Raw genomic sequence first — 24002 nt, 5'->3', positions numbered from 1 at the left:
ATGAAACCCCAAACTATTTATTCTTGTTCCAAATGCGATGCTCAGTACACTAAATGGACTGGACGATGTTTGGAGTGTGGTGGTTGGGGTACAATTAAAGAAAACTCCGAAGCGGCAGTAAAAATTTCCCGAGTAAAAAATAAAAAACCACCCGTGCCAGCCGGCAAAACTTTAAATTTAAATACTGTTATTGGTAAAGAAACTACACGTCTTAAAACGGAAGTAGAAGAATTTGATAGGGTTTTAGGAGGCGGCTTTGCTCCCGGTTCACTCACCCTTTTGGGCGGCGAACCGGGTATTGGTAAATCAACCTTAGTTTTACAAATTGCTTCACAAATAAAAAATAAATCTCTTTACGTTTCCGGTGAGGAATCGGCTGAACAAATAAAACTGCGGTTTGACAGATTAGAACTAAAACCCAAAAATTTGGAATTTTTGGAAGAAACAAATGTGGAAACCATTTGCGCTACCATTGAACAAGTCAGACCATCTCTGGCAATTATAGATTCCATTCAAACAATTTCCTCCATAGAAGTTGACGGTCCAGCCGGCAATCCTACTCAAATAAAAGCGGTTTGCGCCAAACTAATGGCCTCGGCCAAGGCTACACACACGCCAATAATCATTATTGGACATGTGACAAAAGAAGGCAATCTGTCCGGGCCCAAAACTTTGGAACATTTGGTGGATACGGTTTTGTATTTAGAAGGAGAGAGGCATCATCAATTTAGAATTTTACGCGCAGTTAAAAATCGTTTTGGCTCCACTAATGAAATTGGAGTATTTGAAATGAAACAAACCGGACTTATAGAAGTTAAAAATCCTTCCGTAGCCTTTTTATCCGGACGCAATTCTTCCATTGCCGGTTCTGCTGTCACCTGCCTGGTAGAAGGCAGCCGTCCACTTTTAATAGAAATTCAAGCACTAGTGACGCGCACACAATTTGGCTATCCGCAACGCCGCGCCTCGGGTTTTGATTTAAACCGTTTGCAAGTTTTAATTGCGGTTTTAGCCAAACGCACCGGCCTACCCTTAGAAACGCACGATATTTTCATTAATGTGGTTGGAGGATTAAAAGCCGATGAACCGGCGGCGGATTTAGCGGTAGTTTTGGCCATTGCTTCGGCTTTAAAAAATAAAACTTTGCCGCAAGATTTGGCGGCCTTTGGAGAAATTGGTTTGGGAGGAGAATTAAGAATGGTCGGACAAGTTGAAAAAAGATTGATGGAGATTAAAAAAATGGGTTTTAAATTTGTGGTAATGCCGCCAACCAAAGATTTACCAACCATGAGCGGACTAAAAATTGCACCCTTGCAAAACGTTAAGGAGATTATTGAGAAGATTATAAAATAATTTTATTCCAAATGCACTGTTTTTTCCCAATTCTTCATTTTTTCTTTTAATAAAGGATACTTTGCCAAATCCCCCGCCTCTGTTAAAAATTCTCGCGCCACCTCGCGGCTTTTTTTAACCATTTCCAAATTAGATAAATCCGCGATTTTTAATTCCGGAAAACCATGCTGGCTGGTGCCAAAAACCTCACCAGGGCCGCGCATTTCCAAATCTTTTTCCGCCAAGACAAATCCATCGCTGTTTTCCACAAAATACTGCAGACGTTGTTTGGTTTTTGGTCCATTAGCATTAGAAAACAACAAACAATATGATTGATACCCGCTTCTACCTACACGGCCTCTAAATTGATGCAACTGGGCCAAGCCAAATTTGTCCGCCCCCTCAATCATCATGACACTGGCGTTGGGCACATCCACGCCCACCTCCACTACAGAAGTAGAAACTAAAATATCAAAATCCCGAGCCAAAAATTTTTTCATCACTTCTTCCTTGTCCGCCGCCGGCATCCTGCCGTGCAAAAAAATAATCCGCAAGTCCGGAAAAATTTCCTCGCTTAATTTTTTATATTCGGCTAAAACGCTTTTTTTATCGCTTTTTTCTTTTTCTTCTATCAAAGGACAAATCACAAAAGCTTGTCGGCCCGCTTTAATTTGATTTCTTATAAAATCATAAGCTTTGGAACGATTGAGTTCTTCCACTAGTTTAGTAATTATTATTTTTCTGCCTAAAGGTTTATGCTTAATTAACGATAAATCCAAATCACCATACAAAGATAAAGCATAGGAGCGCGGAATAGGCGTAGCGGTCATAGATAAAAAATGCGGCATTTTACTACCCTTGCCTTTTTGCTGTAATTTATGTCTTTGTTCCACGCCAAAACGATGTTGTTCATCAACAATTGCCAGACCCAATTTTTTAAATTTTATTTTCTTTTCAACTAGGGCATGAGTGCCAATAACCAATTCTACTTGGCCAGACCCAATTTTTTCTAAAATTTCTTTTTTATTTTCTGTTTCAATAGATTTAGATTGATGAGAAGTTAACAGGGCAATCTTGATGGAAAAATCTTTAAATAAAAAACTTAAGGTTTCATAGTGCTGGGCGGCCAAAATTTCTGTTGGCGCCATCAAGGCCGCTTGAGTGCCGTTAATAACACAGTTTAAAACGGCCATAGCGGCCACCACGGTTTTCCCTGACCCCACATCACCGTCAAGTAATCTATTCATTGGACGTTTTTTTTCTAAGTCCAGCAAAATTTCCCAAGCGGCGGCACGCTGATCGGTTGTTAATTTAAAAGGTAAATGATCCACAAAGGCGCGTGTGGTTTCTTCTTGAAATTTAATTTTAGATGCATTGGTTTTAAATAAATCCCTGCGCCATATTTCATTAGAAAGTTGAATTAAAAATAATTCTTCAAATTGAAATCTATTTTTAGCCTGAACAAATTTTGTGTTCGTGGTTGGAAAATGTACCTCACTCAAGGATAAGGCCAGGGACAAAAAATTAAACTGCGTTGATAATTTTTCCGGTAGCCAATCCGGCAAAAAATTGGCCACCCCCAAAGCCGTTTTAATTAAAAACCTAATTTGTTTTTGGGATAAACCGCTGGTAGTGGGATAAACCGGCACCAAACGGCCTGTATTTAAAGTACTTCCGTCTTTTCTTTCTTTTTCATAAGTTGGATTAACCAATTGCCAACCATATTTACTTAATTCCACCTTGCCGGCTAAAAAAATCTTGTCCCCTACTTTTAAATTTTTTATCAAATATGGTTGGTTAAACCACACCACTTTTATCTGGCCGGTATTATCTGCCACAATGCCTTCGGTCATCATTTTACGCTGAACAAAACTGCGCCGATTAGAAAGAAGCTGTAAACGGCCGTGAACAGTTAAAGATATATCGGGCTCCAAATTTTTTATCTCCACAATCTTGCTAAAATCATCATAGCGAAAGGGAAAATAATACAACAAATCACGCGCTTTAAATAAATCCAAAGAATGCAATTTTTTTAAAATTGTTTTTTTAACTGTGGGAAATTGAGCTAAAGGAGTATCCAAACTAACCATATAGCTTATATTCTAGCAAAAAAAGATTAAAGATGAAATGTGTGGAAAAATTTAAAATTCCCCGATCTCTCGAGGAATTTTAGTAAACAAAATTATTTTTTTGCATCTTCCGGCTTAGAGTCTGGCAAAAGAAAAATTTCTGTCTTATCAGAATAATAAACTATTTTTGATCCCCCATCGTCCGTTTTAATCACCAAGCTAGTGGTATCTTTCTTGATTATTTCTCCCCTGACATTACTTGCCCCCTGTTTGTCTACTGTGCGTTGTCCTTTATTTGCCCGATTGCCGCCACCAACACTACCGCGAGGAATGTTTCCCGAAAGATCAGAATTGGCTCTTTGTCCGGCACTAAAGGCTGTGCCAGTGCTGCTAGAAGCAAAATATCTACCATTACCAAAAAATACTCCAGGATCACCTTCTCCCGCCATAATGCGGTTGGCGTTTAAAATTCCATCTTGACCGGCAGTACTCATAACCAGTACTTTCTGCCCCACAATTAAATTATCAACCGAACCTTTAGGTAAATCTATTTTAAAAGGTGCGGAGGTAGAAAAGTTACCTGATTTTTGTAATTTTCCAAAATTATCTAAATTTTTTTTACCTTTATTAGTGGCACAGCCGGCTAGGGTGAAAACGCCTCCAACTAATAAGATGAACAGAAAAATTTTACGCATAGAAAAATTAAAATCAATTATTGATAACGCAAGGCTTCTATAGGGTCTAATTTGGAAGCGCGTCTAGCCGGATAATAACCAAAAATAATTCCGATTAAAGCCGAAATACCGAAAGACAAACCTACGGAAGAATAAGAGACAGAGGTAATTAATCCGCCTAATTTACTTATTAGCATTGATGAAAGCCAGCCTATAAGAATACCAAAAACTCCGCCGATAAAAGTCAAGGCTACTGATTCAAATAAAAATTGCGCACTGATATCCTGATTTTTAGCTCCTAAAGATTTACGTAAACCAATTTCTCTAGTGCGCTCGGTGACGGTAGTTAACATCATATTCATAATTCCAATACCACCCACAACTAAAGAAATACCGGCAATGGCGCCTAGAAGCAATGTCATTGTTCCTGCCACCGAAGACATGGCAGAAAGCATATCGGCTTGATTCATAATGCTAAAATCCGCGTTATTAGGGTCGCTAATTCTGTGTCTTTCCAAAAGCAAACTTTGCACTTCCTGCTGAACAGTACTCATCAACTGTTCCGAAGAAACCTGAATGTTGATAGCACTGACAGACTGATTACCTAAAATATATTGTTGGGCGGTAGAAATTGGCATATAAATTAAATCATCAGAACTGCCCAGACCCGATCCGCCTTTGGTTTTAGTAATGCCGATCACCGCAAATTCTTGATTGCTGATGCGAATTTTTTGCCCCACGGAATTGATCCCCTCACCGAATAAATCGGCATTGGCAGTAGGTCCTAAGATAGCTGTTTTAGATAAAGATTTTATCTGTTTCTCGGTAAAATTTGAGCCCATCTCTATCTCAATTGTTTTAATTCCAAAATAATTACCGTCAATCCCATAAACGCTGGTATTGGTATTTTTACCCTTGCTAGTAACTTGTCTACGCGAATTAACTATAGGGGCAACTGCCGCCACATCATTACCAATAGATTTAATTGCGGCAGCATCCTCCATGGTTAAATTTTGAGAAGAACCCATACCTCCCCTAACCAAATTACCGGCTTGTCTTTGAGAACCGGGCATAACCACCAACAAATTAGTACCTAAAGATTCAATCTGACTGGTAATGTTTTTAGTAGCACCTTGCCCTATGGAAATCATCGCAATCACCGAGCCAATACCAATAACGATTCCTAAAATAGTCAGCGCGGAACGCGATTTATTAGCAGATAAAGAAAAAAAAGTTTCTTCAAACAAGTCGGGTATTTTCATAAATCTTAGCGTTTAATGTCGGAAACAATAGATCCATCTTTCATTTCAATTACTCGGCTGGCATGGGAAGCTACGGTTTTGTCATGAGTAATAAGAATAATAGTATGGCCATCTTCTTGGTTAATTTTTTTAAAAGTCTCCAAAACAACTTGTCCTGTTTTAGAATCCAAATTACCCGTAGGTTCATCGGCTAAAATTATATCCGGATCATTAACCAAAGCTCTGGCAATGGCCACTCTTTGCATTTGTCCGCCAGACAGTTGATTGGAAAGATGATTCCAACGGTCCGCATCTAAACCTACCGCGATTAAAGCTTTCTCCGCCTTAGTCAAACGATCCTCTTTGGAAATTTTGGTGTCATAGATAAAAGGCAAAATAACATTACGCAAAACCGTAGAACGCGGCAATAAATTAAAAGACTGAAAGACAAAACCTATTTTCTGCGAACGAATGTCAGCTAAATCTTCATCAGATAAAGTAGAGACATCATGGCCGTCCAAAAAATACTGGCCGCTAGTTGGCCTATCTAAAGCGCCCAAAATATGCATTAATGTAGATTTTCCCGATCCCGACGGACCTACAATAGCCACAAATTCACCTTTTTGAATTTCAAAACTAATATCCTTTAAAACAGGCAACTCATTACCGAAACTGTTATATATTTTAGTGATGTTAAGACACTTAATCATAATTAATTCAATATATTTTTGAGATGGTTTACCGCATCATTCTAAAAACATTTTGAGGCGAACCTCCCTGGTTACCACTGGAAGAAACACCGCTATTAGTTGTCCCGCTGGTAACGGTTATTTTTTGCGTAATTATTTCTTCGTCTTCGGCCAATCCTTTGGTAATTTCGGTCATAGTATCATTATTAGAACCAATTTCCACGTCTTTTTTTTGTGGCACGTCATTAACCAAAACTTCCACGTAATTAGACCCGTTTTGACTCTTGACGGCACCGCTAGGTACCATTAAAACATCGGATTTGGAATCTAAAATTATATTAGAGATGGTACTCATACCGGGCTTAACCCTCTCATCTTGCACATCAAAAACAATCTTTACATTATAACTGACCACTCCTTGGTTCACTGTACCCAAAGCATCAACTTCGGCCACTTCTCCGGTAATGGTAAGATCTCCAACAGCATCAAAGGTCGAGGTGACTTTCTGACCAACCTTGACTTTGGCAATATCCATTTCATTAAGGGCAATAAAAGAAGTTTGCTGTTTAGTAATAAAAATAATAACAGAAGCACCGGAAGAAACTTCGTCATTCTTTTTAACACTAACCTTGGCAATTACTCCGTCAAAAGGAGCCACTACTGTATAATCGGACAATTTTTCTTGAGCATCAAATAAAGTATTTTGTTTTTGCCTAAGGGATAATTCTTGGGAAGCTATATCTAGAGCGTCAGCCCCTGCCTTTAAGTTAGCTAAAGATTGTATTTTTTCCGCGATGGATCTGTCGGAAGTAACTAAAGATTTTTTGGAATTATCAATAGTGTTGGTAATAGACAACAAATTGGTCAAATGACCGTTGGATTTGGAAGTATATGAATCCAAAAAACTCTGATGGGTATTCATTAAAGCGGGAATGGCAATTTTAATGGAATACGTCTGCATCAAATCCTGAATCAAATCCAAATAATTATTAGAATTCTTTATGGCTTCGGCTATGGATTTAGTAGCTTCATAAGTTTCCAAAATTAAATTTTCAATGGTAGTGGAATCATAATTTCTGGAAACACTTTTATACAAATCAAAATTAGTGTCGTATTTTTCCCTGGCTTTAGCGTAAGAAATATTAACATCATCGCGGTATCTTATTACCTTGTCGTATATTTCCGCGTTGTGAGAATTAAGATAAATTCCTTGATTAGTATACCAATCAATATTGGAATAGTTATCACTAAAATCATAACCATACAAAAGATCCTTTAAACCGGACATGACTGAAGGCAAATCCAAAAAGGCATTGGAAACGGCGTTAAAACCGTCTTCATAACTCTTTTTTAAATTATACTCGGCTTGTTGTTTAGATTCTTGGGCCGCAGTTAAAGAATTCTCTGCTTGTAAAATAGTTAAGGCATCGGCCGGTTGTTTAATTTTTTCTAAAGATAGTTTAGCGGATTCCAAACTAGCCTCGGCGTCACGCACGCTCTTGTAAGCATCGCGTGAATCAAGGCGCGCTAAAATAGTACCGGCCTTTACTTCTTGACCGGTCAAAACATTTAAATAAACAATGTTTCCCGAAACCTTGGTTTTTAAATCTATTTGATTAGATGCAGAAATTTGTCCGGTACCGCTGATAGAAGTTATAAGAGGCCCCTTTTCCACCTTAGAGGTAATATATTTAACAAATGCTTGAGCGGCAAAAAATTTGCCATAAACAAAATAGCCCACACCCACTACTACAATAAAAACAACAATGGAAATCCATTTGTGTCTTTTAACTATTTTGAATAATTTTAAAATTTTTTTCATAATTTCTTCGGCTCTTGCTTTTAATAAGTTAGTATTAAGGCTAGGATCTTCCAATCCTAGCCTTAATATAATACAAAAAATAAGCTGAATTTATTACAAAAACTATTTATTGCAATTTTGCCAACAAAAATTCGGTGGTGTGCCTAAATTAAGACAATTGCCCAAACAATGAGGGTCGGCGGGAATCTTCATTTCAAAAGAGCCAAAACGTCGATGAATATTACGATCTATCAAAGGTATTTCTCCCTGATTTAAAACGCGCCAATCGCGAGCAAAAAATACTTCTTCTTTTTTTTCACCAATAAAAACAGCTAAAACACCTGGATATAATTTTTCATTGGAAACTTTATTCAAAACATCTTTAAAATCAACTTTTTGTAAATTACGCGGAGTCTGCACCACCACATATCCATCATTCATCTCTACCACTAAACCGGCCAAACTATTATGTCTTTCTTCTAATCCGCCGCGTAAAAACCAACGTGAAAAAGGCACTCCGGGACGAGGTCCGAAAACATTCTTTTCAATTTTTTCGTTAAGGCCGGTAAAGGTTAAAATTGCGCCAACCATAAGGATGGAACCAATTAAAGCCAAAGCTAAAAAACCAAAAGGTTTCTTATAAGAAAATTCGCTCCTCTTCAAAAAGAAACCCCCACCCAAAATTAAAACAATAAAAACAATGATCAAGGGATAAGGGAAAGTTTCCCAGAAAGCCAAGAGTCCGCGACTGCCAAAACTTAAATAATTTAAATTATCAGAAGATTTAAGATAAAAAAGAATCAAATTAAAAAACAAGACGGCTAAAACAACAGTTAAAATCAAAACGCTATCTAAACCTAATTTTTCAGCTAAAAAAATATAACGCGAGCGCAATTTAATTTTACCACTGGTAATTTTTGACATCACTTCTTTTTCTAAATTATTAGGCTCTTTATTTTCCATAAAATTTTTCTTCTAAGTTTTTTTTAAGCTGACTCTTGGCGCGCATAATCAGTACGCCCACACTGCTTTTAGGCGTCTCTAAAACATCACTAATTTCTTCATAAGACATTTGTTCAAAAAAATATAAAATCAACGGCGTGCGATATTTTTCCTTTAAGAGGGACAGGGCTTTGTTTATTTTTTCTTTGGTTAAGACCTTATCAGTTCCCTCTTTAATATCTATTTTTTTATCAACAATATCTTGTTCCTCCGGATCTAAACTTAAAACTTCCCTTGAGTGCTTTTTAAGATAATTGAGGGCTTCATTGTGAGCGATGCGATAAATCCAAGGCGAAAATTTTCTTTCAGCATTAAAACCAAAAAGGTTGCGATAGGCTTTAATAAAAACATCTTGTAAGACGTCTTGCAATTGATCGGGATCAATTATAAACTTACGCAGATAATGCGCCAATTTTGTTTGATAACGGCGAACTATCTCCGAATATAATTCTTTATTTTTTTCTCGCACGGCCACCACTACCTCTTCATCGGTTAATTGGCTAAAAGGCATAAAGACTAACTTTTGAACACATTTATTATACAATAAAAAGGCTTATTTTATTTCAAAATTTCACTGACTGTATTTTAACCCAAAGATTGATTTAAAGCAAAAAACAACTCTTTTAAGAATTGTTCTTTGATTTCAAATATTCTAATATTACTTTTTTTCATTTGCACCCGCGAGGAATCGAACCTCGATTACAAGATCCGCAATCTTGTGTCCTATCCGTTGAACGACGGGTGCCTAATCTTTTTAATCTTTTTCAATAATAAATTCACTCTAACAAAAATTATCTATAACTTCAATACCTTCCATAATAAATCACTCAACGGTTCTTCAATTTGTCTTTTATCTTCTTTTAAAAATTGTCCTAAAGTGGCCCGCACCTCTTCCGCGTCTTCCTCAGCCAAATGAATGGACAGCGGCGGCTGAACCCCGCCATTAAATTTTAAATACAAATTTTTAGTTAAAGGCGGTTCATTAATTATCCAAAACGCGCTCAAACCACTGTAAACTATAAGGCGTTTATTTAAAATTACTCCCTTATCGGAAACACCAATGTTTAAATACAAAGGTTCCCGTGTGCTATGCATAAAGATAATCGCGGCAAACAACAAAATTAAAAAAGCAAAAAGAAAATTCTGGGCAAAGATGCTATAGCCTAACAGCGCAACAAAAATAATAGAGGCCACTATATACCAAGTGCGGCCGCGCTCGGGCTGATGATATTCGGGAATTTGCCAAGTATGTAAAACATTGCCCCAATTGTCAAAAACTGACATTTGATTTTCCTCCATAGATTTATATTTATGGTGGACGGCACAGGGATCGAACCTGTGACCTTACGAATGTGAATCGTACGCTCTAACCAGCTGAGCTAGCCGTCCTCTAGCTTAAAGGCTGTCCGCTCTTAAAGCTTTACTTTCTTTAGTTTTAAGTATACCATATTTTAAAGTTTTGTCCATACATTTGTCCATACATATTGCCACCCTGCTTTTTTTTGTTTATAATAAAACTATGTCCGAAATTGATTTAAACTTAATGCAATCCCAGGAAAAACCAAAAAGAAAGATATGGCGCTATATCTTTCTCTTTTTAACTTTAGCAATTTTTTTCTTGATTATAGGAGGAATTAAAGGCTGGTTTAAAGAATCACCGCGCGAAGTAGGCTTGGTCCAGCCTAAACCAAACCTTTTAACCCAAATTAAAAATTTAATCTTAAGCCGTGAAAGGGGCCTTAAAGGAGAGGAAACTGACCGCATTAACATTTTAATTTTGGGAATTGGCGGAGAAGAGCATGATGGACCCTATCTTTCTGACACCATTATTTTAGCCAGCCTCAAACCTTCCACTAACCAGGTGGCCCTTTTTTCCATACCGCGGGATTTACTGGTAGAAATCCCAGGATACGGATTTGGTAAAATCAACGCCGCCGATGCCTTTGGCGAAGCCAGAGAAAAAGGCTATGGACCGATTTTGGCCAGCGAGGTAATAGGTAAAACCTTAAATCAACCGATTGATTATTATTTAAGAATTGATTTTTCCGCTTTTAAAGAAATGGTGGATGCGGTGGGCGGGGTTAAAATAAACGTAGAAAAAAGTTTCACCGATGCTTTTTATCCCACTTACGATTACAAATATCAAACGATATCTTTTGAAAAAGGCTGGCAAAATATGGATGGAGAAACAGCCTTAAAGTTTACCCGCAGCCGCCACGGCACCAACGGAGAAAATTCTGATTTTGCCCGCAGCCGCCGCCAACAAAAAATAATCCTGGCCCTAAAAGACAAAATTTTTTCTTCTGCTTCTTTATGGCATCCGGGACGCGTGCAAAATTTAATGGACAGTCTGAACGCTCACGTCAACACCAATGTAGAGTTATGGGAAATCAGCCGCTTTTTTGAACTAAGCAAAAAATTAGATTATCAAAATATTATCAATTTGGTTTTAGGTGTTGGTCCCAACCAACCCTTGATGGCCTCTTACTATAACAGCGCCGAAGTGCTACGCCCGCGCGAAGGAAATTTTTCTAAGTTACAAAAATTAGCAGAGGACATCTTTCAGCCCGACACAGCTAAACTGGCCTCCCCAGCCTTCACTGGTAAAATTGAAGATAAAAAATTTCCTATCATAGAAATACAAAATGGCACTTGGGTTTTAGGATTGGGATCCCGCGTAAGACAAACCATAGAAGAACAAGGAGTGCTGGTTAATATCTTAGGTAACGCCACCCTGCGCGATCAAGAAAAAACCGTCATTTACGATTTGAGTTCGGGCAAATTTAAAAAAGAAATGGATATAATTAAAAAACAATTAAAAGAGGCGGAAATAAAAACTACTTCACAGGCTCCCTTCTCCTCTTCTTCCACCCCGGATATTTTAATTATTGTAGGAGCTAATCAAAATATTTAAATTACTCCTTTAAAAAGCACCCCCCACACTACACGATTTGACAAGCGCTAATTTAATTAAACAATTCTTATGCCAATTATAATTCCGGAAAAAAATTTGCCTACCGTGGCTATTGTCGGACGCACCAATGTGGGGAAGTCAACCCTTTTCAATCGCCTAATGGAAGAAAGAAAGGCTTTGGTTTCGCCCGTAGCCGGAACCACCAGAACCAGCAATGTGGGAATTTTTAATTGGCGAGGATTATCTTATCGTTTAATTGACACAGGCGGAGTTGATTTTACCAAGGGTGATCTTTTAGAAAAAGAAATTAAAAAACAAGTTACCAAAGCTTTTGCCGAAGCCTCGGTAATTGTTTTTGTAGTAGACCTAAAACAAAATCTTTTGCCGCAAGAAAAAGAATGGGCTAAGGCTTTACGGGCTTTAAAAAAAACCATCATTTTAATTGGCAACAAAGCTGACAATGCCAAAATTAGAGCCAACGTCCATAACCCCGAATGGCTAAGTTTGGGCCTGGGAGAACCCTTAGCTATTTCTTCGGTTAACGGTTCGGGAATTGGCGATATGCTGGATATACTTATTAAAAAAGTTAAACCGGCAAAAGAAAGCAAAAATAAAATTCCGGAGAAAAAACCTTTAAAAATTGCCTTAATCGGTCGCCCTAATGTAGGTAAATCCACTTTGTTTAATTCTTTAATTGGTGAAGAAAGAGTAATAACGAGTCCTGTGGCCCACACCACCAGAGAATCCCATGACACTTTAATAATAAAAGATGATGAACCCTATATTTTTGTTGATACGGCCGGCATAAGAAGACAAAACAGGGTTCAGAGGGGTTTAGAATTTGGCGGCGTGGGACAAGCTGTGGAAAGCATAGAAAAATCTGATATAGTTTTATTAGTTTTAGATGCCAGTGAGCCTTTTACTACACAAGACAAGCACTTAATTCAAATTATTTCCGAACACCGCCGAGGATTGATTATTATAATCAACAAATGGGATTTGATTCCTGATAAGCAAACCGATACACAAGATGTTATCACTAAACAGTTATTTAATTTGTTTCCGCCCTTGTCTTTTGCCCCCATCTTTTTTACCAGCGCTTTAACCCATAAAAACATTCAACATCTTTTTCCTCTGTTAAACCAAGTGGCCACCAATTTAAATAAACAAATAGAAGAAAAAGATTTACGGCATTTTATGGAAAAATTGGTGCGTTTTAAATTGCCTACCCGCGGCAAAGGAGTAAGACATCCTAAAATTTTTGCCCTGCGCCAAATGGGAATCAATCCCCCAACCTTTGAAGTAACCATTAAACAAAAAACCTCTTTGCATGAATCCTATCTTAAATTTATTCAAAATAATTTGCGCCAGATATTTGATTTTACCGGCGTGCCGGTAGTGGTCTATGTGCGCAAAGTAAGAGTATGATCCTAATTGTTGGCCTGGGAAATCCGGGCAAAAAATATCAAAATACCAGGCATAACGCCGGTTTTTTGGCCTTGGAAAAATTTTATGCCTCTGGGGAAGGAGTTTTTTCCCAATGGAAGGAAAATAAAAAATTTCAATCTTTAATGGCTGAATCCGCAGACAAAAAAATAAAATTGGTTTTGCCGCAAACTTTCATGAACGAATCTGGCGTAGCCGTGGCGGCTCTGGCCAAATTTTATAAGATTCCTTCAACCAGTATTTATGTGGTGCACGACGATTTGGACCTGCCTTTGGGAAAAATAAAAGTGCAAATTGATCGCTCGGCCGCCGGACATAACGGCGTAAAATCCATCATAGAAAAAATTGGCGGACAAAATTTTGCGCGTTTTAGAATTGGCATCAAACCCTTAAAAGAAACATTTGCGGAAGGATCCGATTTGGTTTTGGCTAAATTTTCTTTAGCTGAGAAAAAGGATTTAGAAACCGGATTGCAAAAAACAATTGAAGCCTTAAAAGAGGCTTTGCAAAACGGACTGGCCGCGGCCATGAACAAATTTAATTAAAATATGAGCAAGGAGGAATTGGCGCGATTAGTAGCACTCTCTACAATCTCTAAAATGAATTCTAAAAGTCTGCTTAAAATTAAGCGGGCTTTTATTGATTTACAAGATGTCTGGCGCGCCAATTCCGAGGATTTTTTAAAAATAGGATTGGGAGTTGAAACAATACGCGCAATTATAGAAGAAAGGGCAAAACTTGACCCGGAAAAAGAGTGGCAAAAACTGGAAAAAGAAAAATTAAAAGTCATTTCTTTAGATGAAGAACTCTACCCTACTCTTTTAAAACAAATTTATGACCCGCCGCCACTCTTGTTTTATCAAGGAACTTTAAACAAAGATAAATATCCTTTGGCTTGTGTCGGTTCGCGTCGCTTAAGTTTTTATGGCAAACAAGTAATAGAGGAAATTATTCCTCCGCTTTCACAAAACGGCGCCACCATTATCAGTGGCCTGGCTTTGGGGGCAGATGCCGCGGCTCATGCCACCACTTTGCAGGCGGGCGGACGCACTATCGCCGTACTGGGATCAGGAGCAAATAATAACAGCATCTATCCTAAAGAAAACTACCGCCTAGCCCAACAAATTATAAATAACGGTGGAGCGGTAATTTCTGAATTTCCCATCGGCACCTTGCCCTTAAGATTTAATTTTCCTATTAGAAACCGCGTTATTTCCGGCTTATCACTAGGCACCATTATTATAGAAGCCGCAGAAGACTCCGGCTCTTTAATTACCGCTAAATTGGCTTTAGATCAAAACCGCGAAGTTTTTAGCGTTCCTGGGAATATCTTCTCCCCTCTTTCCGAGGGGCCCAACAACCTCTTAAAACTAGGAGCGCAGGTTATTACCTCGGCCGAAGATATCTTAGACTTTTTAAAAATTGAAAAAAATAAAGATCTTTTTAGTGAGATAAAACCTCTGGCGGAAAACCCCACTGAAGAAGCAATTTTGAAAGTGCTTTCTAAAGAGCCCAAAAATCTGGAAAAAATTGCCCAAGAAACCAAATTTCCCACCAATGTTTTAGTTTCCGCTATCGCCTTAATGGAGCTTAAAAATAAAATTAAAAACAGCGGCGGAATGAATTACATTATCAATTAAAAAATTTGTAAAAAAAGTCCGCGGATTGACAAAAGAGCCTAATAGTAGTATAGTGTAAAACAATTGTTTGAAAAAATGAATTTATGTCTCAACTTTTAATTGTCGAGTCTCCTACCAAAGCCAAAACCATTTCCAAATTTTTGGGAACAAAGTTTGTGGTCAAATCTTCTTTTGGCCATATTAGGGATTTACCCAAATCGGAATTGGGTGTGGATGTGGAAAACAAATTTGAACCCCATTATGTCATTCCCAAGGACAAGCAAAAAATTGTCACGGATTTAAAAAAGAGTGCCAAAGGAGCCGATGAAGTATTACTGGCAACCGATGAAGACCGCGAAGGAGAAGCTATTTCCTGGCATTTGGCCAACATCTTAGACATACCTGCGGAAAAAGTTAAACGCCTGGTTTTTCATGAAATCACTAAAACTGCCATTGATGAGGCCTTAAAAAATCCTCGGCCTTTGGATTTAAATTTGGTTAACGCCCAACAAGCGCGCCGCATTTTAGACCGCCTGGTTGGTTATAAACTCTCACCCTTTCTGTGGAAAAAAGTGGCCAGGGGCTTATCTGCCGGACGTGTGCAGTCCGTGGCCGTACGTTTAATTGTAGAACGCGAAAGAGAAATTCAAGCTTTTAAGCCAGAAGAATACTGGATAGTAGAAGCGGTGTTTGAAAAAAATAAAGAAAATTTTGACGCCAAATTGCACAAAATTGATGGTAAAAATTTAGAAAAATTAGAAATTAAAAACAAGGAAGAAGCCGATAAAATTTTAAAAGAACTGGAGGATGCTAAATATCAAGTTGCTTCTATTACCAAAAAAATCTTAAAGAAAAGAGCGGCTGCGCCTTTTACTACTTCTACATTGCAACAGGAGGCTAATCGCCGCTTGGGTTTTTCTGCCAAACAAACCATGATGCTGGCCCAACAACTATACGAAGGTATAGATTTAAAAGGCCAGGGTCATGTAGGCTTAATTACTTACATGAGAACTGACTCGGTAATTTTATCCGGCAAATTTTTAAGTGATGTCAGGGAAGTGATTAAAAACAAATTTGGAGAAAAATATCTACCTGAAAAACCCAATTTTTATAGCACCAAATCTAAACTGGCTCAAGAAGCACATGAAGCCATCCGACCTACCGAGGCAGTGCGCGATCCAGCTTCTTTAAAAGATGTCTTGGAACCAAGACTCTGGAAACTTTACGATTTAATTTGGAAAAGAGCGGTGGCTTCTCAAATGCCTGAGGCAATTTTTAACGGCACCACTGTTGATATAGAAAATCAAAATCAAAAATATACTTTTAGAGCCACCGGCAATATTATCACTTTCCCCGGCTATATGGCGCTTTACCCCGACGCGCAGAAAGAAACCCTCTTACCGGAACTTGCCGAAAAAGATGTTTTGCCTTTAGTGGAATTAAACAACGAACAACATTTTACCGAGCCGCCAGCCCGCTATAACGATGCCGGCTTGGTTAAAATAATGGAAGAATACGGCATTGGCCGCCCTTCTACTTACGCGCCTACTATCTCCACCATCATTGCCCGCAAATACGTAGAGCGCGATGAAAAGAAACGTTTTAAACCTACGGACATAGGCTTTTTAGTAAACGATATTTTAGTGGCGCATTTTCCTCAAATTACCGACTATGAATTTACCGCCAAAATGGAAGATAATTTTGATACAGTGGCCCAAGGCCAAGATAATTGGCGCGATATTATTGCCAATTTCTATGAACCATTTGCCAAAAACTTGGAAGAAAAAACCCAAGAACTTTCTAAAAAGGAATTAACCGAAGAAGCCACTGAAGAAATTTGCGAAAAATGCGGCTCGCCGATGATTATTAAAATTGGCCGCTTTGGCAAATTCATGGCTTGTTCTAACTACCCAACTTGCAAAAATACCAAACCTTTGGGCGAAGAAAAAGATTTGCCGCCCATAGACGAAAAATGTCCGGAATGCGGCTCACCCTTAATGCGCCGCCGCGGCCGCTTTGGTTTGTTTATTAGTTGCAGTGATTATCCTAAATGCAAATACATTAAAAAAGAAGTAAAAAGCACGGGAGTCAAATGCCCCAAATGCGAGAAGGGAGATATTATAGAACGCCGCACTCGAGCCAAAAGAATTTTCTTTTCCTGCAGCCGCTATCCGGATTGTGATTTTGCCCTGTGGAACAAACCAACCGGAGAAAAATGCGAGGTTTGCGAATCTTTAATGGTGGAAGGAGCCAAAGAAAAAATTGTTTGCAGTAATAAAGAATGTCCAAGCAATGCTAATGTTAAAGCCAAGAGTAAAAAGAAAAAATAATTTTATTCTAGAGATGATTAGTTGAAAAATTTTCAATTTTAAACCGCCTCTTGTTGGGGCGGTTTTTTAATAAAAAAATTTATTTATAAAAATTTTCAAAAATAAAAAACCGGCAACCGCAGAATTGTCGTTAGACATTTCTTTGGCCGCCGGCAACTTCCAGGCAGTAAGGCCTGTTCTACGCCTCCTCCTGGCTGTATTCCGAGAACACCCCGGTCAAGGCCTTGACGTCAGGCCGATGAGTTTCCTTAGCGTAGAGAATTACACGTTGTCCCACCGTTGGATATTCATCAAAGCTGCCCGCAAAAATTCCCTGTGGGACAGCAAAGACGGAACAGTCAGCATCAATTCCGTTGATCCGAATGGTCAATCCGTAGCCACAGAAGTCGTGGTGGCTCCTATCATACACGGTGCCCTGGTACTTCTTCTCCCCCGTTTTCAAACCGCGCCTGATAGGAGGGTAGTTTTTGTTAAGCCAGGGCTTGAGCAGGTATTTATGGGTAAAGATTCCCGAGAACAGGAAAGAAATAAAATAAAACAATATCCATACGTTGGGAGTAGTTATTTTTTCCAAACCCATGATATTCTGATAAGCGTCTGGGACAATGAAGGACACTGTGCCGTAAAGGACCCAAAACGCAACGCCAAGCGTCAGCTTGCGGAAAAACTTCTCCTGTTTGCTGATCTTGGTCCTCTCAACCAAACGCGCCGAGAATTCATATCCCGGAATGAGAATGGCCCCAAACAGGAACGAAAGAAGAATGAGCGGGATGTATTCCATGAAAAACTCCTTTTGCGCCTTTTTTAGCGCGGTTTTAGTTGTCAAAAACCATCATTTAGGCCTTTTTAGGGCGATAAACGAACAGTTTATAATAGCACTTTTTTGCCTTTTTGTCAATAGGCTGGTATAAATATAAGTAGAGGCTTAAAATTAAGCCTGATTATGGGTATAGAAAACCTCTTAAATACAGTCCAAAAAAACAACCCTGAAGCGGATTTAGATTTAATCCGCCTGGCTTATGATTATGCCGCCAAGGCCCACGAAGGGCAAAACCGCGCTTCAGGCGAGCCCTATATCACCCACCCTCTGGCTGTAGCCGAATACCTGGCCGAAATGAGCTTGGATACATCCATTATCATTGCCGGCCTTCTGCATGATGTCCCGGAAGACACATCCATCACCATAGAAGACGTGGAAAAAAACTTTGGCAAAGAAGTCTCCTCTATGGTTTCCGGCATTACAAAACTTGGTAAATTAAAATACCGCGGCGTGGAACGTTACATAGAAAATTTGCGCAAAATGTTTATTGCCATTGCTCAAGACGTGCGTATCATGATTATTAAATTTGCCGATCGCCTGCATAATCTAAAAACTTTAGATGCTTTGCCAGAAAACAAAAGACAACGCATTGCTTTGGAAAGTTTGGAAATTTTTGCCCCCATTGCCGGACGCCTCGGCATGGGCGAAATTAAGGGTCAGCTGGAAGATTTATCTTTTAAATATGTTGACCCGGAAAATTTTAATTGGATTACTAAAATACAAAAAGAAAGCTTTGAACAATCCAAACAACATTTGGAAGAGACTCAAAAAAATACAGAAAAAGAATTACGCGGAGCCGGTGTGCCTTTGGTGTCTTTTCACGGACGCGTTAAACATATTTACAGTTTATATAAAAAACTCTTACGCTACAACAAAGAAATTGAAAAGGTCTACGACATTGTGGCCTTGCGCATTATCGTACCCACCATTGCCGATTGTTATGCTACTTTAGGAATTGTGCATAAACTTTGGCGTCCGGTGCCGGGTCGCATAAAAGACTATATCGCCCAACCCAAACCCAACGGCTATCAATCTTTGCATACCGCCACCATTTGTTTAGAAGGGCAAATTGTGGAATTTCAAATCCGCACGGAAAAAATGCACGAGGAAGCCGAATATGGTATTGCCGCCCACTGGCAGTACAAAGAAGGCAAAAAAGAAAAACGCCTTAAACAATTAGCTTGGATTAACGAACTGGCACAAATTCAAAAAACGGTTTTTAAAAATATCAAAGACATTGAAAATTTAAAAATAGATTTCTTCCAAAACCGCATTTTTGTTTGGACGCCCAAAGGCGATATTATAGATCTGCCCGAAGAAGCCACACCTGTTGATTTTGCTTACGCCATTCACACCGATGTAGGTAATAAATGTACCGGTTGTCGCATTAACAATCAATTAAATAGTTTGGATACACCCCTGCGCAATGGCGACATTGTAGATATTATTATAGATAAAAAACGCAAAGGACCTAATCCGGCTTGGTTAAAATTCGTCAAAACCAACGGCGCCAGATCCCGCATCAAAACATTTGCCCGCTCATCTTTAACCGATTGGTTTAAAGACAAACTTTCTATCATGAAGAAAGACAAAAAAGAAGAAGAGGAACATACGTCTTCCCCTTCTTCTTAGTTTTTATTTTTTAGTCAATTATTTCTTTAACCAAGCGTCGCAATTCTTCATCAGAATAATATTCTATAGTAATTTTTCCTTTTGCACCGTTTTTGGTAATTTCTACTTTGGTGCCTAATTTTTCCCTCAATCTTTTTTCAAAATCCAAAACTAAAGGATCACGACGGGTCAAACCCGTCTTTTTTAAACGTTCAGCCGCCACTTGCGTTTCTACTTGATGCACCGTAGCGCCATTGCCTTTTAATTTATGATAAAATTTAATTTGTTCCTTAGCCGAAGACAAACCCAAAATGGCGCGCGCCGAGGAACTGGAAATTTCCCCTTCAATTAAACCATTTTTAATTTCTTCCGGCAAAGACAAAAGCCTTAAATGATTTCCAATGTAGGGGCGGCTTTTGCCAACTTTTTTGGCCACTTCTTCTTGAGTTAAAGCAAATTCGTTAATCAATCGTTGATAAGCAAAGGCTTCTTCCAAGGGGTTAAGATTTTTGCGCTGAATATTTTCTATCAAAGCCAACTCCAATTTAGCCGATCCCTTTATTTTTTTTATCAAAGCCGGAACAGTGGAAAGGCCCAAAATTTGAGCGGCTCTAAAACGGCGTTCCCCTGCCACCAACTCATAACTGCCATCTTCATTTTCTGTCACTAGTAGCGGTTGCAAAATTCCGTGCTCTTTAATGGAATTTACCAAGTCTTCCAAATCTTGATGTTCAAAAACTTGACGCGGCTGATAAGCGTTGGCCTTAATTAAAGAAACCGGGATATTCCATAACTGATTTTCTTTACTGCCGGCAGAACCTCCTGCAAAATTATTACCGCCAGCAAAAGACTTGGTGGTGGTTTCCGCGGTTGCACCAGTTTGTTTAAAATTGGGGATTAAAGAACCTAAACCTTTTCCTAAAGGCATATAAAAATTATTGCTGATCCATTTCTATTATTTCTCGCGCCAAACGCTCATAGGCCTTACCGCCCTTAGAGCTGGGATCGTAATGCAAGATAGATTTGCCAAAAGACGGCGCCTCGGCCAAGCGCACACTGCGAGGAATCACGGATCTAAAAATTTTGTTAGGGAAAAATTTATACAATTCTTCTAAAACATCGGAAGATAATTTATTGCGAGCATCAAACATGGTTAAAACCGCACCCTTAATATCTAAATCCGGATGCAAATTGTCTTTAACCAAATTAACCGTTTCCAAAAGTTGGCCTAAACCTTCCAAGGCATAATATTCAGCCTGCACGGGAATTAAAACTTCATCAGCCGCCACCAAACCATTAACGGTTAAAAGCCCCAATGAAGGCGGACAATCTATTAAAATGTAATCATAGGCATGTTTAGCCTCTTGTAAAACTTCGCGCAACTTAAATTCCCTGTTAGGCAGATTGATTAACTCCACATTGGCACCTGCCAAAGCCAAAGTAGCCGGAGCTACGCGATAGCCATCATGATTGGTATTTTTAATGATTTCTCTTAAAGAAGCGCCACTTACTAAAGTATCATAAATGCCTTTTTCTAAGGAGCGGTGGTCTATGCCTAATCCAGAGGTGGCATTAGCCTGCGGATCTATATCTACCAGCAACACAAACTTACCCAGGGACGATAAATAAGCTCCTAGGTTGACTGCAGTAGTGGTTTTACCCACCCCCCCCTTCTGGTTGACAAGCGAAATTATTTTTGGCATAATGCTATTATAACAAAAAGTTCTTTAACCAACAAGACCTTTTTAAGCCGAAGTGGCGGAATGGTAGACGCACATGACTCAAAATCATGCGACCGAAAGGTCATGAGGGTTCAAGTCCCTCCTTCGGCATTTTTAAATCCCCAAAATGCTTCCATTCTACATTTTTGAAACATTATCAATCATTTATTTTCTGGGCGCGCTGGGAGGCGGATTTTATCTTCTTAAAAATCACCGCGCCCATTTTTTTAAAGGCATTATGTTGCCTCTTTTTTTGTTTGTTGGTTTAATTCTGTCGCTAAAAATCCAACTGGAACCTTATCAATTAACTATTAGAGAACAAGCAATAGAAACTGGAAAGTTAAAGCAGGAAATACAAGTAGCCTTGATTAGCGATACTCATTTACGGCCACTAAAAAGAGGATGGTTTTTAGAAAAAACAGCACAAAACCTACAAATAAAAAAACCCGATTTAATTTTTTTGGCCGGAGATTTTCTTTTTCACGATCAAATGGAAAAATTTACTCCTGATTTTTCTGCCTTTAAAAAATTCTCCGATATTGCACCGACTTACGCCGTTTTGGGTAATCACGATTATGGTATTGCCGATTTTGACCAAAAATTATTTTATATAGATCAACACCAAAAAATTATTGAGCTTTTGGAAGAAGTGGGGGTGAAAGTTTTAATTGATGAAAATGTCACTATAAATATCAAAGATTCGGAAATTTCTTTAGTTGGGTTTGATGAATTTTGGCATAAGGAAAAAAATCCAGCCAAAGCTATTGCCGGTTTAAAACAGGCTGCTTTAATCATAGGCATAAGCCATAACCCCGATGCCGCCTACTTGCCAGAAAGCCAAAATCTTGATATGATCCTTTCAGGTCATACGCACGGAGGACAAATGCGGCTACCTTTAATTGGTTCTTTAGCCGAGGCTCAAACCGTTTTTCCTCGCGTTGATTATGGCGCAGTTTTGCTTCAAAATAAGCCCATAATTGCCAATACGGTTGGACTGGGCGAATCGGGTTTCCCTATCAGATTTTTTAACAGACCGGAAATACTGATTTTACAAATTAAATAGCCTCTTAAAATACGGCTGGGTAGCTCAGTTGGTTAGAGCGAGCGCTTCATAAGCGTTAGGTCGCCGGTTCAATCCCGGCCCCAGCTATTAAAAAACATCTTTTTCAAAGATGTTTTTTAATATAAAATTTAAATTCTACCGACTGTTTTTTAAATCAATTTTAAGGAATATTCTGGCTCAATTTTTCAAATCCCTCCTGACCGGGCCAAAGATAACTTTTATAAACCCACTCTGCCAATTCTTTGGCCTCACTAAATCTCCGATAGTGCGATTCCGCACCCAAAACAACAGTAACTATTCTTTGCGTATTTTTATTTTCCGTCATTACCGCAAAACAATAACCGGCTTCTTCAATGAATCCTGTTTTAGCCCCCACTACCGCCCGAATATTGCTGTTTTTAAAATCATTTGATAAAAGCTCATCAGTATTGATTAAGCGTCTTTTAACAGTTGAACCCAAAGTATTAACAACATCCATATCATAGGTTTTTTGCAAAACAGCTCGGCTAATAAATTCATCTTTGAGGGCATTTTTTAAAAGAACGGCAACTTCTCTGGCAGAAGAATAATTATGAGAATTAAGTCCGGTGGGCTCGGCAAAATAGGATGTTTTTAAACCTAAATTTATTGCTTTTTGATTCATTTTCTTAGCAAATTCCTCTAAAGTCAATCCGCCAGATCTGGCCAAAGCAATAGTGGCGGTATTGCAGGATTCTACTAAACTGGCATAAAAAAGATTTTTAATGGTAATTTTTTCCCCTGCCAAAATACAAACCTTACCTTCGCGTTCGTCAGATTTTTCAATTATAATTTGTTTTTCCCAATTAGGGTTACCCTCTAAAAAAACCAAGGCGGTCATAAGTTTACTTAAACTACCAATGGAACGGGGTATATTTTCTGCTTGTTTTGCCAGCAAGGCTTCAGTGTTTTCATCAATCACCGCATAACTCTGGGCACTTAATTTTAGAGAAAACTTGGCTTCCTGTCTTAAACGTGGAATTAATTTTAATTTATCAAATGATAAAGGCAAACCTCTAATTACAAAAATTTGATTATTTTTTTGTTTTTCCAAAATTAAAGCTTGAACGTTTTCTTTGTTCAAGACCAAGGGCTGAGAAAAAATCATTGGCTGATAAAATAAAAACCCGCCATAGCCTAAACTAAGGATTAATTTGGAAACAACTAATCTAACAATAAGGGAATTTAAGAACATATTTAAACATCAGAGACAACGGTATTTTCTTGAGCAGACTTATTCATTTCTTCCAAAAGTTTTTCCAATAAATTATGGCTGTGCAATTTTTCATAATCGGGCAAACCAGCCGAGTCTTCCACTCCCAAAAACCTTAGAAAATCAAAAGTGATAGAATAAACATTTTGTAATTTTTCTTTGTCGTCTTCTTCTTTAATTAAGCCGCGTAAAAGTAAATTACGCAAAATCAAACTGCAATTAACTCCTCTTATCTGCTCCAATTCCAATTTAGTAATGGGTCCGCGATAAGCAATGATGGTTAAGGCCTCCAAAGAGGGTCGGGTTAATTCTCCCGTGGTTTCATCTTTGATAAATTCTTTAACCAAACTGCTGTTTTGCGGATCAGTAGCCATTTGGATTTCCTCTTTTTCCTGCAAAATTTTTATACCATTATTCTCTTGGTTATATTTTTCTTTTA

Annotated in this window: 20 protein-coding genes, 4 tRNA genes and 1 pseudogene (1 of these 25 only partly in view); 11 read left to right on the top strand and 14 right to left on the bottom strand. The window is 38.5% G+C overall.

Annotation, left to right across the window (positions count from 1 at the left end):
- Positions 1 to 1353, top strand: a complete 1353-nt coding sequence (locus A2294_02230; protein ID OGH86057.1) for a DNA repair protein RadA — start codon at positions 1 to 3, stop codon at positions 1351 to 1353.
- 2 nt (positions 1354 to 1355) lie between these two features.
- Here the strand turns inward: A2294_02230 and A2294_02225 are convergent, their stop codons facing one another.
- The 10 genes from A2294_02225 to A2294_02180 form a co-directional block, all read right to left on the bottom strand.
- On the bottom strand, positions 1356 to 3422 hold the full coding sequence (locus tag A2294_02225) for an ATP-dependent DNA helicase RecG (protein ID OGH86056.1): 2067 nt from the start codon (positions 3420 to 3422) through the stop codon (positions 1356 to 1358).
- 92 nt (positions 3423 to 3514) lie between these two features.
- On the bottom strand, positions 3515 to 4096 hold the full coding sequence (locus A2294_02220; GenBank protein ID OGH86055.1) for a hypothetical protein: 582 nt from the start codon (positions 4094 to 4096) through the stop codon (positions 3515 to 3517).
- 17 nt (positions 4097 to 4113) lie between these two features.
- On the bottom strand, positions 4114 to 5337 hold the full coding sequence (locus A2294_02215; protein OGH86054.1) for a hypothetical protein: 1224 nt from the start codon (positions 5335 to 5337) through the stop codon (positions 4114 to 4116).
- A 5-nt stretch (positions 5338 to 5342) separates the two neighbouring features.
- Positions 5343 to 6026 carry a hypothetical protein gene (locus A2294_02210; protein OGH86053.1) on the bottom strand — a complete coding sequence of 228 codons (684 nt, stop codon included), beginning with the start codon at positions 6024 to 6026 and terminating at the stop codon, positions 5343 to 5345.
- A 28-nt stretch (positions 6027 to 6054) separates the two neighbouring features.
- On the bottom strand, positions 6055 to 7827 hold the full coding sequence (locus tag A2294_02205) for a hypothetical protein (protein OGH86052.1): 1773 nt from the start codon (positions 7825 to 7827) through the stop codon (positions 6055 to 6057).
- Positions 7828 to 7929: 102 nt separating this feature from the next.
- On the bottom strand, positions 7930 to 8769 hold the full coding sequence (locus tag A2294_02200; protein OGH86051.1) for a hypothetical protein: 840 nt from the start codon (positions 8767 to 8769) through the stop codon (positions 7930 to 7932).
- Positions 8759 to 9319: a hypothetical protein gene (locus A2294_02195; GenBank protein OGH86050.1), complete on the bottom strand. Its 561-nt coding sequence runs from the start codon at positions 9317 to 9319 to the stop codon at positions 8759 to 8761. The genes A2294_02200 and A2294_02195 overlap by 11 nt, the downstream gene beginning before the upstream one ends.
- Before the next feature lie 162 nt (positions 9320 to 9481).
- A tRNA-Arg gene (locus A2294_02190) sits at positions 9482 to 9553 on the bottom strand.
- Between the two features lie 50 nt (positions 9554 to 9603).
- Positions 9604 to 10107, bottom strand: coding sequence for a hypothetical protein (locus tag A2294_02185; GenBank protein OGH86049.1), 504 nt, complete (start codon positions 10105 to 10107; stop codon positions 9604 to 9606).
- A gap of 13 nt (positions 10108 to 10120) precedes the next feature.
- Positions 10121 to 10197: transfer RNA gene (locus A2294_02180), tRNA-Val, on the bottom strand.
- 130 nt (positions 10198 to 10327) lie between these two features.
- Between A2294_02180 and A2294_02175 the strand changes: the two genes are divergently transcribed.
- From A2294_02175 to A2294_02145, 7 genes are all read left to right on the top strand, one after another.
- A complete protein-coding gene (locus tag A2294_02175) occupies positions 10328 to 11722 on the top strand; it encodes a hypothetical protein (protein OGH86048.1) in 1395 nt (464 codons plus the stop codon).
- A gap of 69 nt (positions 11723 to 11791) precedes the next feature.
- Positions 11792 to 13150: a ribosome biogenesis GTPase Der gene (locus tag A2294_02170; protein ID OGH86047.1), complete on the top strand. Its 1359-nt coding sequence runs from the start codon at positions 11792 to 11794 to the stop codon at positions 13148 to 13150.
- A complete protein-coding gene (locus A2294_02165; protein OGH86046.1) occupies positions 13147 to 13713 on the top strand; it encodes an aminoacyl-tRNA hydrolase in 567 nt (188 codons plus the stop codon). Before A2294_02170 ends, A2294_02165 begins: the two co-directional genes overlap by 4 nt.
- A gap of 3 nt (positions 13714 to 13716) precedes the next feature.
- Positions 13717 to 14808, top strand: a complete 1092-nt coding sequence (locus A2294_02160; GenBank protein ID OGH86045.1) for a DNA protecting protein DprA — start codon at positions 13717 to 13719, stop codon at positions 14806 to 14808.
- 83 nt (positions 14809 to 14891) lie between these two features.
- On the top strand, positions 14892 to 17117 hold the full coding sequence (locus tag A2294_02155; GenBank protein OGH86044.1) for a DNA topoisomerase I: 2226 nt from the start codon (positions 14892 to 14894) through the stop codon (positions 17115 to 17117).
- Positions 17118 to 17259: 142 nt separating this feature from the next.
- Positions 17260 to 17925, top strand: coding sequence for a hypothetical protein (locus A2294_02150; GenBank protein OGH86043.1), 666 nt, complete (start codon positions 17260 to 17262; stop codon positions 17923 to 17925).
- 135 nt (positions 17926 to 18060) lie between these two features.
- Positions 18061 to 19569, top strand: a complete 1509-nt coding sequence (locus tag A2294_02145; protein ID OGH86042.1) for a hypothetical protein — start codon at positions 18061 to 18063, stop codon at positions 19567 to 19569.
- 10 nt (positions 19570 to 19579) lie between these two features.
- Here A2294_02145 and A2294_02140 read toward each other — a convergent pair whose 3' ends face one another.
- Positions 19580 to 20476, bottom strand: coding sequence for a hypothetical protein (locus tag A2294_02140; protein OGH86041.1), 897 nt, complete (start codon positions 20474 to 20476; stop codon positions 19580 to 19582).
- 7 nt (positions 20477 to 20483) lie between these two features.
- Complete coding sequence (locus A2294_02135; GenBank protein ID OGH86040.1) at positions 20484 to 21251, bottom strand: chromosome partitioning protein ParA; 768 nt, start codon at positions 21249 to 21251, stop codon at positions 20484 to 20486.
- A gap of 46 nt (positions 21252 to 21297) precedes the next feature.
- Here A2294_02135 and A2294_02130 point away from each other — a divergent pair.
- From A2294_02130 to A2294_02120, 3 genes are all read left to right on the top strand, one after another.
- Positions 21298 to 21380, top strand: a tRNA-Leu gene (locus A2294_02130).
- A 16-nt stretch (positions 21381 to 21396) separates the two neighbouring features.
- Positions 21397 to 22332: a hypothetical protein gene (locus A2294_02125; protein OGH86039.1), complete on the top strand. Its 936-nt coding sequence runs from the start codon at positions 21397 to 21399 to the stop codon at positions 22330 to 22332.
- Positions 22333 to 22345: 13 nt separating this feature from the next.
- Positions 22346 to 22419, top strand: a tRNA-Met gene (locus A2294_02120).
- Between the two features lie 73 nt (positions 22420 to 22492).
- On the opposite strand, the gene A2294_02115 is transcribed toward A2294_02120, so the two are convergent.
- Together A2294_02115 and A2294_02110 are read right to left on the bottom strand one after the other, a co-directional pair.
- Positions 22493 to 23545 (bottom strand): hypothetical protein, encoded by a 1053-nt coding sequence (locus A2294_02115; GenBank protein ID OGH86038.1) that lies wholly within the window; start codon positions 23543 to 23545, stop codon positions 22493 to 22495.
- 2 nt (positions 23546 to 23547) lie between these two features.
- Positions 23548 to 24002, bottom strand: a pseudogene (locus A2294_02110) (hypothetical protein); it runs 121 nt beyond the window's last position.

Source organism: Candidatus Magasanikbacteria bacterium RIFOXYB2_FULL_38_10 (assembly GCA_001783145.1).
Taxonomy (GTDB): Bacteria; Patescibacteriota; Patescibacteriia; order Magasanikbacterales; family UBA10003; genus GWC2-40-17.
Note: the sequence above shows the minus strand (reverse complement) of the source record. Positions and strands in the feature narration are given on the sequence as shown.

Bases quoted from the DNA above. Each gene is read 5' to 3' on its own strand.
- A2294_02125 (OGH86039.1), top strand. From the start codon at position 21,397: ATGCTTCCATTCTACATTTTTGAAACATTATCAATCATTTATTTTCTG.
- A2294_02165 (OGH86046.1), top strand. From the start codon at position 13,147: ATGATCCTAATTGTTGGCCTGGGAAATCCGGGCAAAAAATATCAAAAT.
- A2294_02210 (OGH86053.1), bottom strand. From the start codon at position 6,026: ATGATTAAGTGTCTTAACATCACTAAAATATATAACAGTTTCGGTAAT.
- A2294_02185 (OGH86049.1), bottom strand. From the start codon at position 10,107: ATGGAGGAAAATCAAATGTCAGTTTTTGACAATTGGGGCAATGTTTTA.
- A2294_02200 (OGH86051.1), bottom strand. From the start codon at position 8,769: ATGGAAAATAAAGAGCCTAATAATTTAGAAAAAGAAGTGATGTCAAAA.
- A2294_02205 (OGH86052.1), bottom strand. From the start codon at position 7,827: ATGAAAAAAATTTTAAAATTATTCAAAATAGTTAAAAGACACAAATGG.
- A2294_02230 (OGH86057.1), top strand. From the start codon at position 1: ATGAAACCCCAAACTATTTATTCTTGTTCCAAATGCGATGCTCAGTAC.
- A2294_02115 (OGH86038.1), bottom strand. From the start codon at position 23,545: ATGTTCTTAAATTCCCTTATTGTTAGATTAGTTGTTTCCAAATTAATC.
- A2294_02195 (OGH86050.1), bottom strand. From the start codon at position 9,319: ATGCCTTTTAGCCAATTAACCGATGAAGAGGTAGTGGTGGCCGTGCGA.
- A2294_02145 (OGH86042.1), top strand. From the start codon at position 18,061: ATGGGTATAGAAAACCTCTTAAATACAGTCCAAAAAAACAACCCTGAA.
- A2294_02135 (OGH86040.1), bottom strand. From the start codon at position 21,251: ATGCCAAAAATAATTTCGCTTGTCAACCAGAAGGGGGGGGTGGGTAAA.
- A2294_02175 (OGH86048.1), top strand. From the start codon at position 10,328: ATGTCCGAAATTGATTTAAACTTAATGCAATCCCAGGAAAAACCAAAA.
- A2294_02170 (OGH86047.1), top strand. From the start codon at position 11,792: ATGCCAATTATAATTCCGGAAAAAAATTTGCCTACCGTGGCTATTGTC.
- A2294_02155 (OGH86044.1), top strand. From the start codon at position 14,892: ATGTCTCAACTTTTAATTGTCGAGTCTCCTACCAAAGCCAAAACCATT.
- A2294_02220 (OGH86055.1), bottom strand. From the start codon at position 4,096: ATGCGTAAAATTTTTCTGTTCATCTTATTAGTTGGAGGCGTTTTCACC.
- A2294_02140 (OGH86041.1), bottom strand. From the start codon at position 20,476: ATGCCTTTAGGAAAAGGTTTAGGTTCTTTAATCCCCAATTTTAAACAA.
- A2294_02215 (OGH86054.1), bottom strand. From the start codon at position 5,337: ATGAAAATACCCGACTTGTTTGAAGAAACTTTTTTTTCTTTATCTGCT.
- A2294_02160 (OGH86045.1), top strand. From the start codon at position 13,717: ATGAGCAAGGAGGAATTGGCGCGATTAGTAGCACTCTCTACAATCTCT.
- A2294_02225 (OGH86056.1), bottom strand. From the start codon at position 3,422: ATGGTTAGTTTGGATACTCCTTTAGCTCAATTTCCCACAGTTAAAAAA.